The 13160-nt window shown below is 61.2% G+C and carries 10 protein-coding genes and 1 riboswitch; of the genes, 5 read left to right on the top strand and 5 right to left on the bottom strand.

Annotation, left to right across the window (positions count from 1 at the left end):
- The first annotated feature begins 121 nt into the window (after positions 1 to 121).
- The 3 genes from aspS to V4T21_RS08015 all read left to right on the top strand — a co-directional run bounded on the left by aspS (position 122) and on the right by V4T21_RS08015 (position 6050).
- A complete protein-coding gene (gene aspS, locus V4T21_RS08025; protein WP_332715255.1) occupies positions 122 to 1906 on the top strand; it encodes an aspartate--tRNA ligase in 1785 nt (594 codons plus the stop codon).
- A gap of 118 nt (positions 1907 to 2024) precedes the next feature.
- Positions 2025 to 3590 carry an EAL domain-containing protein gene (locus tag V4T21_RS08020; protein ID WP_332715253.1) on the top strand — a complete coding sequence of 522 codons (1566 nt, stop codon included), beginning with the start codon at positions 2025 to 2027 and terminating at the stop codon, positions 3588 to 3590.
- A gap of 177 nt (positions 3591 to 3767) precedes the next feature.
- The gene (locus V4T21_RS08015; RefSeq protein WP_332715251.1) at positions 3768 to 6050 is read left to right on the top strand and encodes an NADP-dependent malic enzyme; all 2283 of its coding nucleotides are present in this window, start codon (positions 3768 to 3770) and stop codon (positions 6048 to 6050) included.
- 115 nt (positions 6051 to 6165) lie between these two features.
- On the opposite strand, the gene V4T21_RS08010 is transcribed toward V4T21_RS08015, so the two are convergent.
- The 3 genes from V4T21_RS08010 to V4T21_RS08000 all read right to left on the bottom strand — a co-directional run bounded on the left by V4T21_RS08010 (position 6166) and on the right by V4T21_RS08000 (position 8960).
- Positions 6166 to 7644: an AMP nucleosidase gene (locus V4T21_RS08010; RefSeq protein WP_332715249.1), complete on the bottom strand. Its 1479-nt coding sequence runs from the start codon at positions 7642 to 7644 to the stop codon at positions 6166 to 6168.
- A gap of 273 nt (positions 7645 to 7917) precedes the next feature.
- Entirely contained in the window at positions 7918 to 8346 is a 429-nt protein-coding gene (locus V4T21_RS08005) for a DUF1801 domain-containing protein (RefSeq protein WP_332715247.1), read from the bottom strand.
- A gap of 11 nt (positions 8347 to 8357) precedes the next feature.
- Positions 8358 to 8960: a DUF1176 domain-containing protein gene (locus V4T21_RS08000; RefSeq protein ID WP_332715245.1), complete on the bottom strand. Its 603-nt coding sequence runs from the start codon at positions 8958 to 8960 to the stop codon at positions 8358 to 8360.
- A 99-nt stretch (positions 8961 to 9059) separates the two neighbouring features.
- Positions 9060 to 9171, top strand: a riboswitch (TPP riboswitch).
- Between V4T21_RS08000 and V4T21_RS07995 the strand changes: the two genes are divergently transcribed.
- The gene (locus V4T21_RS07995; protein ID WP_332715243.1) at positions 9162 to 9779 is read left to right on the top strand and encodes a YkoF family thiamine/hydroxymethylpyrimidine-binding protein; all 618 of its coding nucleotides are present in this window, start codon (positions 9162 to 9164) and stop codon (positions 9777 to 9779) included. Its footprint overlaps the riboswitch before it by 10 nt.
- Positions 9780 to 9819: 40 nt before the next feature.
- On the opposite strand, the gene V4T21_RS07990 is transcribed toward V4T21_RS07995, so the two are convergent.
- Entirely contained in the window at positions 9820 to 10398 is a 579-nt protein-coding gene (locus V4T21_RS07990; RefSeq protein WP_332715241.1) for a Spy/CpxP family protein refolding chaperone, read from the bottom strand.
- A gap of 211 nt (positions 10399 to 10609) precedes the next feature.
- Positions 10610 to 11863 carry an aminopeptidase gene (locus tag V4T21_RS07985; RefSeq protein ID WP_332715239.1) on the bottom strand — a complete coding sequence of 418 codons (1254 nt, stop codon included), beginning with the start codon at positions 11861 to 11863 and terminating at the stop codon, positions 10610 to 10612.
- Positions 11864 to 11955: 92 nt separating this feature from the next.
- Here V4T21_RS07985 and V4T21_RS07980 point away from each other — a divergent pair, with 92 nt between their 5' ends.
- Entirely contained in the window at positions 11956 to 13143 is a 1188-nt protein-coding gene (locus tag V4T21_RS07980; RefSeq protein ID WP_332715237.1) for a TIGR03862 family flavoprotein, read from the top strand.
- Positions 13144 to 13160: the final 17 nt, after the last annotated feature.

Genomic DNA, 13160 nt, shown 5'->3' with positions numbered 1-13160 from the left:
ACCGCAAAAGTCGATTTGAGTTTTGCTGGAAACCCTCCATGCCTCATCGCGCTTGACAATCGAGCCCCCGCATGCGCTTTTCCGGCACAAATTCCCACTCCGTTTCGGAAAGATTTTTGTGATGCATCGCTATCGTTCGCATACCTGCGCCCAGCTCACGAAGGCAGATGTCGGCTCGACCGCACGCCTGTCGGGATGGGTGCATCGTATCCGCGATCATGGTGGGCTGTTGTTCATCGACCTGCGTGACCACTACGGCCTGACCCAGTGCGTGATCGATCCGGATTCCCCGGCGTTCAAGGACGCGGAGGCGGTGCGCGCCGAATGGGTCGTTCGCATCGATGGCGAGGTCAAGGCCCGTACGCCCGAAACGACCAACAAGACGCTGCCGACCGGCGAAGTCGAAGTGTTCATCCGCGAGATCGAAGTGCTCGGCAAGTCCGCCGAGCTGCCGCTGCCGGTGTTCGGGGAGCCCGATTATCCCGAGGATACGCGGCTGCGCTATCGCTTCCTCGATCTGCGGCGCGAAACGCTGCACGCCAACATCGTCAAGCGGACTCAGATTATCTCCTCGATGCGCCGCCGCATGGGCGAGATCGGGTTCGGGGAATATTCGACGCCGATCCTTACTGCATCCTCGCCCGAAGGCGCGCGCGACTTCCTGGTGCCCAGTCGCATCCATCCGGGCAAGTTCTTCGCGCTGCCGCAGGCGCCCCAGCAGTATAAGCAGCTTTTGATGGTGGCCGGGTTCGACCGTTATTTCCAGATCGCGCCGTGCTTCCGCGACGAAGATCCCCGCGCCGATCGCCTGCCGGGCGAATTCTACCAGCTCGACGTGGAAATGAGCTTCGTCACCCAGGAAGAGGTCTGGGAGACTATGGAACCGGTGATCCGCGGCGTGTTCGAGGAGTTTGCCGACGGCAAGGCCGTTACGCAGGAATTCCCGCGCATTCCCTATGACGTGGCGATCCGCAAATATGGTTCGGACAAGCCCGACCTGCGCAATCCTATCGAGATGGAAAACGTCACCGAGCATTTCCGCGATTCCGGGTTCAAGGTGTTCGCCAACCAGATTGCTGGCGATCCCAAGGTCGAAGTCTGGGCCATTCCGGCGCCGACCGGTGGCAGCCGGGCGTTCTGCGACCGCATGAACGCCTGGGCGCAGGGCGAAGGCCAGCCGGGCCTGGGCTATATCTTCTTCAAGGATGGCGCGGGATCGGGGCCGATCGCCAAGAATATCGGCGAAGAGCGCACGGACGCGATCCGGAGCCAGCTCGGGCTCAATGACGGCGATGCGGTTTTCTTCGTCTGCGGCGTGCCCGCCAAGTTCCATGCATTCGCCGGAGCGGCGCGCACCAAGGTCGGCACCGATCTCGAACTGATCGATCTCGACAGCTTCGCTTTGTGCTGGATCGTCGATTTCCCATTCTACGAGTGGAACGAGGACGAAAAGAAGCTCGATTTCGCCCACAACCCGTTCTCCATGCCGCAGGGCGGGCGCGAAGCGCTGGATGGCGAAGATCCGTTGACCATCAAGGCCTATCAGTACGACGCGGTCTGCAACGGATATGAGATCGCTTCGGGCTCGATCCGTAACCAGGAGCCCGAAACCATGATTGCGGCGTTCGAAAAGGTCGGGCTGTCGCGTCAGGATGTGGAAGATCGCTTCGGCGGCCTCTATCGGGCGTTCCAGTATGGCGCGCCGCCACACGGTGGCATGGCTGCTGGCGTCGACCGGATCGTGATGCTGCTGTGTGGGGTGCAAAACCTGCGCGAGATCACGCTGTTCCCGATGAACCAGCAGGCGGAAGACCTGCTGATGGGGGCGCCGAGCGAGGCTTCGGCACGGCAATTGCGCGAATTGCATCTGCGGCTCAACCTGCCGGCCGAGAAAAAAGCCAACTGATCGCGTCCTGCCGGACGTCGTTGGCTTAATGCGCGGTTAAAACCTGCCCGCTAGTGTCGGTCCTTGGGGTTCGGTACGAGCGGGCAGATCGTTGCGGTCGCGTTTTTCGCAGATAGTGTTGCTTATCGTCGCGCTGCTGGCATTCCTGCCAGTGGTGGCGGTCGATCATGTGCTCGATGGATACGTCAAGGCGCGCGAGACGCGCGAGCTACAGTCGGTCGTCGATGCGATCACGCATGACGCGCAGGTGACGGTGCACGAGGGCGTGCAGGCCCTGCGGCGCATTCTGGCGAACAGCCCTTCGTTGTGTGCCGCGACCTTTCTTGGCAATGTCGACAGGGAACTGGGCGCCAATCCGTTTTTGCGTCAGGTGATCGTCGAAAACAATGACGGCGTTCAATATTGCTCGGGGTTCGATCACACGGTGCAATATCGCGTGCTTTCGGAGAATCTCGCGATTCCCGGTTTTACCGAGACGCTTAGCGTCGTGACGATCGAAGGCAGCGATACGCCGCTTCTCAAGATCACGCAGGGGTTCGGGCGCGAGCGCGCTGTTTCCGTTCTTGTCATCGCATCGCCGATGTTGCTGCGTGATGCGGTGCGCCTGATTGCCGACATCAGCTACCTTCGGGTGGCGCTGACGAGCGGCACCTCGATATTGCTGCGTGGCGACCAGACCGTGGACCGGGAAACCGAGGGGAGCGATTATCTCTTCGCCCGATCGTTTGCTGGAGAAATTCCGCTCAAGGCTGAGGCTGCGGTGCAATTTTCCCAGGTCCGCTCCGATTATTCCCAACTCGACATAGGCTTTACGATCGCCGCCTGTTTTCTGGGCGTGCTTATTCTGGTGCTCGCCATCCAGTACGCGCGCAAGGCCGATATCGTCGCTTTTGATCTCGAACGGGCGATCGTCGCCGGCGACATGAAGCCCTATTACCAGCCCGTCATCAACCTCAAGACAGGCAAGCTGACAGGGTGCGAAGTCCTGATCCGCTGGATAAAGAAAAACGGGGAAGTCATTCCGCCAGGTGCGTTTATCGACTATGCGGAAATGTCGGGACTTGCCATCCCCATGACGCTGAGCTTGATGGAACAGGTCCGCTACGACCTCGAGGACATCTGCCGCAGCGTTCCGGATTTCAAGATTTCCATCAATCTGTTCGTGGGTCATTTCCGCGACGGGTCGATCGTCGACGACATTCAATCGATCTTCGAAGGCAGCGGGATATCGTATCGGCAGCTCGTCTTCGAGATTACCGAACGCCGTCCGCTCGACGACAGGAGCGCCGCCAATCGCGTGATGTCGGCAATGCACAAGCTGGGCGTGCGGATCGCGATGGACGACGCGGGCACGGGGCACTCCAATCTCGCGTATCTCGAAACCCTGGGCATCGATATCATCAAAATCGACAAGATTTTCGTTGAGATGATCAAGGACGTCGATACGCCGGTGCCGGTGATTGATGGGTTGATCGCTATGGCGCGGGAACTCGATATCGACGTGGTTGCCGAGGGCGTAGAGACGCAGGAACAGGCCCTCTATCTGCGCGCCAAGAACGTCATTTACGCGCAAGGATATCTGTTCGCGCCGCCCATGAAGCTCTCCGCATTCCTGGTTCTCGCCAACGCACTCCGGCCCGGTGGGCACCAAAGCAACCTCGCTCCTGGCTTGAAGGCTGCCTAGACCCAAGAAATGGGCCGCCATGCCTTTCCTTTTCCGCCGATTGATGGCAGGTATCTGCCGCCGAGAATCTTGGTATTTCGAGGAAACGCCAAGATTCTCCAGTCATTTTTTGGTCGCGCTTCCGAACCGCAAAAGTGACCCACTTTTGCTGGAAACGCCCAAGTCCGAGGAGACGGCATGACCGACGAACCGCGCGATCCGCAGAAGGCGCTCAAGGAAGCCGCCCTGCATTTCCACCAGCATCCCAAGCCCGGCAAAATCGAGATCACGGCGACCAAGCCGCTCGCCAATCAGCGCGACCTGGCCCTGGCATATTCTCCGGGGGTTGCGGCGCCGTGCGAGGAAATCGTCGAGGACCCTGAGACCGCAGCGATTTATACCTCCAGGGCCAATCTGGTCGCTGTGATTTCAAACGGCACGGCCGTTCTCGGGCTTGGCAATATCGGCGCGCTGGCCTCCAAGCCGGTGATGGAAGGCAAGGCGGTTCTGTTCAAGAAATTCGCCGGTATCGACTCCATCGATATCGAAATCGACGAGCAGGACCCCAAGAAATTCATCGAGACCGTCGCGCCGATGTGGCCCAGCTTCGGGGGGATCAATCTCGAAGACATCAAGGCGCCCGACTGCTTCGAAATCGAGGAAGCGCTGCGCGAGCGCATGCCGATTCCCGTATTTCACGACGACCAGCACGGCACCGCGATCATCGTTGCCGCAGCGGTGCTCAATGGCCTGCAGATCGCCGGCAAGGACATTTCCAAGGTCAAGATCTGCACCTCGGGCGCCGGCGCTGCGGCGATCGCCTGCCTCAACATGCTGATCGCGGTCGGTGCCAAGCGTGAGAACATCTGGGTGGCAGATCGCGAAGGGCTGGTGACGACGCGCCGCGACAATTCGGTCGATCGCTGGCGCGGTGCCTTTGCGCAGGACAGCGACAAGACTTCGCTGGCCGAAGTGATGGAAGGTGCGGATATCTTCCTGGGTCTTTCGGCGGCAGGCGCGCTCAAGCGTGAAATGCTCAAGGATATGGCACCCGACCCGCTGATCCTGGCACTGTCCAATCCCGTGCCTGAAATCATGCCCGAAATCGCGCGGGAAGAGCGTCCCGATGCGATGATCTGCACGGGCCGGTCGGACTACGCCAACCAGGTCAACAACGTTCTGTGCTTCCCCTTCATCTTCCGGGGCGCGCTCGACGTGGGGGCCACCACGATCAACGAGGAAATGAAGGCGGCTGCGGCGCACGCTATCGCCAAGCTGGCCCATGAGCCGGTTCTTGAGGCCGTGCCCGGTGCGCCTTCGACCTTCGGGCGGGACTACCTCATTCCCAACCCCTTCGACCAGCGGCTGATCTTGCGCATTGCGCCTGCCGTCGCCAAGGCCGCCATGGACAGCGGTGTGGCGCGTCGGCCGATCACCGATTTCGCAACCTACAAGGATAGCCTCAACAGGTTCGTCTTCCGGTCGGGCATGGTGATGAAGCCCATGATCGAGCGAGCCAAGGGGGCGGGGCAGCGCATCGCCTTTGCCGATGGCGAGGACGAGCGGGTTTTGCGCGCGACACAGGTGGTTCTCGAAGAAGGGATTGCGCAGCCGATCCTGATCGGGCGTCCGTTCGTCATCGAGCAGCGCATCGAACGGTTCGGGCTGCAGCTCGAGCCCGGCAAGGATTTCGAGATCATCAACCCCGAAGACGATCCGCGCTACAAGGACTACGTCTCTCTGTTCCATTCGCTGGTGGGGCGGAGCGGAGTAACCCCCGATACGGCGCGGACCATCGTGCGCACCAACACCACGGTGATCGGCGCGCTGGCGGTCAAGCGCGGGGAAGCCGATGGGCTGATCTGCGGCCTGCAGGGGCGCTATATCAAGCATGTTCGCGACATCAAGTCGGTGATCGGGACTTCCGACGGCGTTTCGGACGTCTCGGCCCTTTCGATGCTGATCATGCCGCGCGGCGTGTTCTTCCTGGCCGACACCTATGTGAACATCGACCCGACCGCCGACGAGATCGTCTCGATCACGCTGCAGGCGCGCGACCATCTGCGGCGCTTCAATATCGAGGCGCGGGCGGCGCTCTTGAGCTATTCGAATTTCGGTTCGCGCGAAGGGGAGACCTCCGACAAGATGCAGGAGGCCTATCGCAAGCTCAAGGATGTCGCGCCGGACCTGATCGTGGAAGGCGAAATGCAGGGCGATCTGGCGCTCAACCAGTCTCTGCGCGAGCGTTATATCCCCGATACCGCGCTCAAGGGTGAAGCCAATCTTCTGGTGTTTCCCAATCTTGAAAGTGCAAACCTTTCCATGACCTTACTCAAGGAAATGAATAACGCACTTCCGGTTGGGCCTATCCTGATGGGCACGAAAAGCCCGGCGCATATCCTTGCGCCGTCGGTTACCAGCCGGGGCATCGTCAACATGACGGCAATTACGGCGAACGAAAGCCTCGCTCTCAAAGGCTGAAAATGAAAAGGACGCCGGACCGTTCAGAGAAACGGTCCGGATGTCCGTTGGTCGGTTTTCGAACCGCAAAAGTGGTATCCACTTTTGCTGAAAACCTTCCTGAGGCGCCCTTTTCTTATTGGAAGGCCGTTTCGGCGAAGGATCGCAGCTTGCGTGAATGCAGGCGTTCGACCGGCTGGTTTCGCAGGATTTCCATGGCCTTGAGGCCGATCAGCAGATGGCGGTTGACCTGGGTGCGGTAGAAGTCGGACGCCATGCCCGGAAGCTTGAGTTCGCCATGCAGCGGCTTGTCCGACACGCAGAGCAGCGTGCCGTAGGGCACGCGGAAGCGGAAGCCGTTTGCGGCGATGGTGGCGCTTTCCATATCCAGCGCGATGGCACGTGATTGGGACAGGCGTCTGGTGATTTCGCTCTGGTCGCGCAATTCCCAATTGCGGTTGTCGATGGTGAACACGGTGCCGGTTCGCATGATCGCCTTGGCCTCGAGGCCTTCGAGATGGGTGATCTCTTCGACAGCTTCCTGCAGGGCGACCTGGATTTCCGCAAGGGCGGGAACGGGAACCGTCACCGGTAGGTCGTCGTCGAGCACGTGGTCTTCCCGCACATAGCCGTGGGCCAGCACGTAATCTCCCAGCGATTGCGAGTTGCGCAGGCCGGCGCAGTGGCCGAGCATCAGCCACGCGTGGGGGCGCAGGACGGCGACGTGGTCGGTCGCTGTCTTTGCGTTGGAGGGGCCGACGCCGATATTGATCATGGTGATCCCACGGCCATTGGACGCCTTGAGGTGGTAGGCCGGCATCTGTGATTGGCGCGCCGGCGCGACGCCGGTGGTGCCTCCGCCCAGCCGCGAATTCATGGTGACGACGTTGCCGGGCTCCACGAAGCTTTCGTAAAACTCGTGGCCTTCGCTCATCCATTGGTGGGCGAGGCGCGTGAATTCCTCGATATAGAACTGGTAGTTAGTGAAGATCACGAAGTTCTGGAAGTGCTCGGGCGTCGTCGCCATGTAGTGGTTGAGGCGATGAAGCGAATAGTCGACGCGCGGGCCGGTGAAGGCCGCCAGCGGATAGGGGCCGCCTGCCGGGGGGATGAACGTGCCATTGGCGATCTCGTCGTCCATATGAGCGAGGTCGGGCACATCGAAGATATCGCGAAGCGGCACGCCGATATCGAGCAGCACGTCGCCTTCCACGCGCTCTTTCGGATCGACGGCGAAATGGAGCGGGATCGGGGTTTCGGACTCGCCGATCTCGATTTCTCCGCCGTGGTTCTTGAGGATCAGCGAGAAGTTCTCGATCAGATATTTGTGGAACAGGGTCGGCTGGGTAATCGTGGTTTGATAGAGACCGGGGCTATGCAGGAAGCCATAGGCGAGGCGGGAGCTGGCCTGTTGCTGGAAGCTGGTGGAGAGGACCTGCACCTTGGGATAGTGCGCGCGCACCTTGCCCGGCGGGACTTTGCCCTTGGTGAGGTTGAGCAGGTGATCGCGGATGAAGCTGGTGTTGCGATCGTAGATTTCGCAGACATATTCCCAGGCCCGGAGCGGGTCCGAGAAGGATTTGAGCGGCAGGGGCGGCGGGGTTACCAGTTTCATCGGTGCGTCCTGTTCTTGTTTTTGTTTAACCGCAAGGCATGCCAGTTTCGGGCGGCGCGTGCAATGGGCGGCGATTAAGCCTGGGAAATATCACAGTTCGGTGATTGGGCCTTTTGTCGCCGCATTGGCGCACGATATTGAATGTGTCTGCTGGACTGGCAAACGAGCCCATGCACTAGCGGACAAAGCTTCCGCTGTAGTCCCCCAAGCCCTCAACAGCGCGGCGGAGGCATATAGGGAGACCGCAGCCGTCCGCCCGGCGCTGCGGTCTCTTCATTTCGCGGGGTAGGTGGCGCGCATATAGGCCACCGACTGGGAGACAAGCTCCTTGAGAACAACTTGATCCACATCCGCTAATTTCTTGATATACAGGCAGGATTTTCCCGTCGTGTGCTTGCCGAGCTTGTCCATCAACTCGCCATATCGGGAAAAGCCGGGCGTTATGTAGAGGGTCAGATTGGCCTTGCGGGGCGAGAAACCCGTGATGGGCCAGTTAGCCGGTGGGTTGGTGGTGTTGAACGGGGTGTTGACGTAGGTGTCGAAACCCACGATCGATGAGCCCCACATCACCGGCTCCGCACCGGTAATTTCGCGCATCATTTCGACCAGCGTCCAGCAATCTTTCCGTTTCTGTTCCGGCTCGACGGCGTCGATGAATTCGGCGACGCTGTTTTCGCTGGGTCGGGTCTTGGGGGTGGACATGGGCCGGCTCCTCAGTCGAAGCGGACCAGAGTCTTGGGACGGATTTCTCCGTCGTACTGCGCGTCGACCTCGAAGCGCTTGAGGATGAATTGGCCTTCGGACAATTGCCATGTTCCGCCTGAAAACGCATCGCCGATGCCGCGCCAGAGGCCGTGGCTGGTGATGGTGCCGGTGTCGAGATCGAATTCGGAGTTGGTGAGGATCAACTGGCTGTCGTAGCCGGTGATCGGAATGTCCACCACGGCGCCTTCGAAGTCGTCATTCTCATAGACCACTTCGAAATGGGGAGAGGCGAAGGAGACAGGCTGCGGGCCGCCGTAGTCGGTTTCGATGTAGTACATCTGATTGACGTTATAGGCGCCGGCGCCGCAGAAGAACCGATAGAGCGTCGCGGTTTCCGGCTCGTCGGAATAATCCGTTTCCCAGCTCAGCTCCCAGCTTTCGGGCGGATAGTAGTCGGCTGCGGCCGATCCGCTGTCGAGCTCGCAGAATTCGGTAAAGGCAGCGGTGAAAAGTTCATAGGCTTCGCTTTCGGCGGCGTCTTCGCCCTGGGCCAGGGCGACGCCGGGAACGATGCCGAGCGCTACGATCAGACAAGCCAGAGTTCGCATCATCAATCTCCAGAACCGTTCGCCAAGAGTGCAGGCAAACGGGCGCGGGGTCAAAGAGGGAAATTGGCGATTGTTTCGGGAGCGGGCCCCGTGGTAGGTCGTGAGTATCGACAGGGGTGCCCCGTATGGCCGGGGCTGAGAGGATGAAACCCAAGCATCCAACCCTTTAGCTGATCTGGATAATGCCAGCGGAGCGAGGCGAAAATGAAGTGCGGTGCACAGATCTCCCTTTACGTCATGGCGGACGATTTCGTCCCCGTCATCCTTTCTTCCATCGATGCGATCGAGCCGTTCCGGGACCGGCTGCGGATCGAGACCGACGATATTTCGACGCTGGTCGTCGGGCCGCCCGAGCTGATTTTCCCGACCATGCGCGAGATGTTCGTCGCGGCGGCGGCGAGCGGGCATCATGTAGCGCTTCATGCCACCATTTCGCGCGGTTGCCCCGGCGAGCCGGACATGGATATCTGCGAGCCCGCCGAGCCTTCCGCCTTCGATCTGGCGCTGGAGGAGCGCAAGCAAAGAGCGGCGCAAGCGGTGGCGGACGCCCAACAGACCGGACGGAAAATTGCCGTGCAGTTCTCGCTCTATCCGCTGGGGCCGGCCGACTACATGGGCGAGATTTACGGCTGCATCGATTTTCTCAAGGCGTCTCCGGTCTTCGACCGCGCCAAGAACTATTGCACGCGGCTGGCCGGCGATGCTGGGCCGGTCTTCGAGGCGTTGTCGCAGGCGTGGCTGAGCTTTGGGGACCCCAATGCCCATGTGGCGATCGATCTTACGGCGTCGGCCAACAGCCCCTCCAAGGACGCCGCTGCCTGATTGCCGGCACGCCGGCGTGGCGTGCCGGGCAGGGTGCTGCTTAGCCCTCGGCTTCAGGCATGGTGCGCGGACCACCCTCGTGCGGGCGCCCGGGGTGCTGGGGTGTCAGGGTTTCGAGCTGGGTGTCGTCGAGGCTTTCCACGAAGGCCTCAAAGCTGGGCTGGATGGCTTCCAATGCTTCCGCGCGGGCTGTGGTCATGGCGACCATCGCGGCGTAGCGGGCGGTGATATCCGATGCGGTGGCCGCATCTTCGTCCGAGGACGAGAATTCCTCGCGAATTTCGGCGATTTGGCCTTGGGCATCGAGGGCGGCGAGGCGGAGGTTTTCGAGAAGCTCCTGCTGCTCGTCGCTGAGGTCGAGCCGATGCGTGAGCCGGACGGCCGCGATATCGACCACTTCGGCGTTGCCCATAAGGAACATGCCGATCAGGCCGCCTCCCATGCCGAACCCTCCGAAGGCATCGGGGCCGGGACGGAAGCTCCTGGCCTCGCCGCCGGGAACGCGCTGGATTGCATGGTGACCGCCGCCGAACGGCTGCGCGAATGCCGGAGCGAAACTCGTTGCGCCGATCGAGGCGGCGGCCAAAGCCACAAGGGCGGTTTTGGTGATGATTTTCATGTGTCTGTCTCCTTTGCTGAAAGGCGCGAGGGGCGCCGACGCATTGGAGACTAGGGATGCTCACCTCACCTCATGCTGTCCCGCCGATGAAATGTTGGACAGGATGGTAAGGTAGGGGACTGGGATGCCAATCGCCTGGCTGGCTGTGGATAGGCTGCTGCTGTCACCCCGGGAATAAATCCCGGGGTGACAGGGGAGTGGTCCAAGAGTGTCAATTGGCCCATTCGCCTTTGCGGAAGACGGGGACGCGTTTGCCGTCGTGGGTGATGCCGTCGATGTCCATGTCGCCGGACCCGATCATCCAGTCGATGTGGATGAGGCTGGAATTTCCGCCCTTTTCGGCGACTTCATCTTCGCTGAGCTTGTCGCCATCCACGAAACATTCGGTGTAGCACTGGCCCATGGCGATGTGGCAGGCGGCGTTTTCGTCGAACAGCGTGTTGTAGAACAGGATGCCCGATTGCGAGATGGGCGAGGAGTGGGGAACGAGCGCCACTTCGCCCAAGCGCCGGCCGCCTTCGTCGGTATCGAGCACCTTGTTCCAGACCTCTTCGCCCTTGGACGCGCGCACTTCGACGGCGACGCCATCCTTGAAAACCATTTCGATGTTTTCGATGACCGTGCCGTTGTGCGAAAGGGGCTTGGTGGACCGCACATGGCCGTTGACGCGGCGGGCATGGGGTGTCGTGAACACCTCCTCGGTGGGGATGTTGGGGTTGCAGGTGATGCCGTTCTTGGCGAGCGACGCGCCGCCGGCCCATTCGTGATCGTCGGCAAGGCCGACGACGAGATCGGTGCCGGGCGCCGTGAAATGAAGATCCTTGAACTTCATCTCGTTCAGCCAGTCGCGGCGTGCATGGATATTGGCGTTGTGAGCCCGCCAGGCTTCGACCGGATCGGCCTGATCGACGCGCGAAGCGGCAAAGATCGCGTCGGCAAGTTTGGAGACGGCTTCATCCTCGCCCAGATCGGGGAAGACCAGTTGGGCCCATTTGGAGCCGGGGAAAGCGACGATGTTCCAATTGGTCTCGAAGCCGGTGATTTTCTTGATGGCGGGCTTATAGGCCCGGGAATTGGCGCGCTGGGCGCGCGAGACTTTTTCAGGGTCCTGCTCGGACAGCATCATGGGGTTGTCACCGGCGATGGCCAGACGGGCGGTGTTGGACCCGAACGCCTTGGCCATGCCTTCGTAGAGCCAATCGGCGGCATGGTCGAAAGCGTCGTCATTGCCGTATTTGTAGCGGGCGAGGGTGGTTTCCTCGTCGGAATAAATCGTGGTGACGAGGCCGGCACCGGCCTTATAGGCGTGCTCGGTGATCTTGCGCACCAGCGAAAGCGCGGAGAGCGGCGCCGTGATGAGGAGGTCTTGCCCCGCCTTGAGCCCCAGGCCGGTCTGCACGGCGACCTGGGCGAGCTTGTCGAGCTTTTCTTCGTTGATGGGGGCGTTGGAGCGTGAGTCGGACATGACGGGTCTCTTTGTGTTTTTGAGAGATGACTCAAGGTGATGGGCAAGCCTATCGGTTTGACAGCGGGCGCGAAAGGGTGTTCTGGGCAGCCATGGACAAACACATCGGGATCATTGGGGGCGGACCCGCGGGCTTGATGGCCGCCGAGACGATTTCGGCGCAGGGTCATCGCGTGACCGTTTATGAAGCCATGCCGACGGTGGCCCGCAAGTTCCTCATGGCGGGGAAATCGGGGCTCAACCTGACCCACGCAGAGCCGATGGCGGATTTTCTGCCGCGCTTCGGCAGGGCGAGGGAGCGGCTGGACGCCGCGCTTGAGGGGTTCGACAACCGGGCCGTGCAGGCGTGGGCGGCGGGCCTGGGCATTGAAACGTTCGTGGGGTCTTCGGGCCGGGTGTTTCCCACATCGATGAAGGGTTCTCCTTTGCTCAGGAGCTGGCTGCGGCGGCTCGAAGGGCAGGGCGTCGGGATTTCGACCCGCCACAGATGGGTGGGCTTCGATGGCGATGCCTTCGTTTTCGAGACGCCGACGGGACCGGTGCGGGAAACTTTCGACGCCGTGGTTCTGGCGCTGGGTGGGGCGAGTTGGCCGCGGTTGGGATCGGATGCTGCATGGGTGCCGTGGCTGGAGGCCAAGGGCATATCCGTCGAACGGTTTCGGGCGGCCAATTGCGGGTTTGTGGTCAACTGGAGCGACCATTTCATCGAACGCTTTGCCGGACAGCCCGTCAAAGCGGTGATGGCCGGGGAGCAAACCGGCGAGTTCGTCATTTCGCGGCATGGCATCGAAGGCAGCCTCGTTTATGCACATTCCGCCGGGCTCCGTGACAGGCTGGAGGTTGGGTCGGCGGCATTCGTGATCGACCTGGCGCCCGGACGCTCGCTCGAACGGCTCGAGCGCGATCTGGGGCGCCAGCCGGCCAAGGCGAGCTTTTCAAATCGCTTGCGTAAGGGGGCCGGGCTCGATGGGGTGAAGGCGGCTCTGGTGCGCGAATTGACGACGGACACCGAGCGCGGCGATACGCAGGCGCTGGCGCGCAAGATCAAGCAGCTCGCGATACCGCTCGAAGCACCGCGCCCCATTGCGGAGGCGATTTCTTCGGCCGGTGGGGTGGTGTGGGGGGAGGTCGACCGGGATTTCATGCTCGCCAAGCTGCCGGGCATTTTCGTGGCGGGGGAAATGCTCGATTGGGAAGCGCCGACCGGTGGCTATCTGCTCACCGCATGCCTTGCGACGGGCAGGGCGGCGGGCGAGGGGCTTTTGCGTCGTGTAAAATAAATTTGACTCGTGGTCAA

Source organism: Pelagibacterium mangrovi (assembly GCF_036662815.1).
Taxonomy (GTDB): domain Bacteria; phylum Pseudomonadota; class Alphaproteobacteria; order Rhizobiales; family Devosiaceae; genus Pelagibacterium; species Pelagibacterium mangrovi.
Note: the sequence above shows the minus strand (reverse complement) of the source record. Positions and strands in the feature narration are given on the sequence as shown.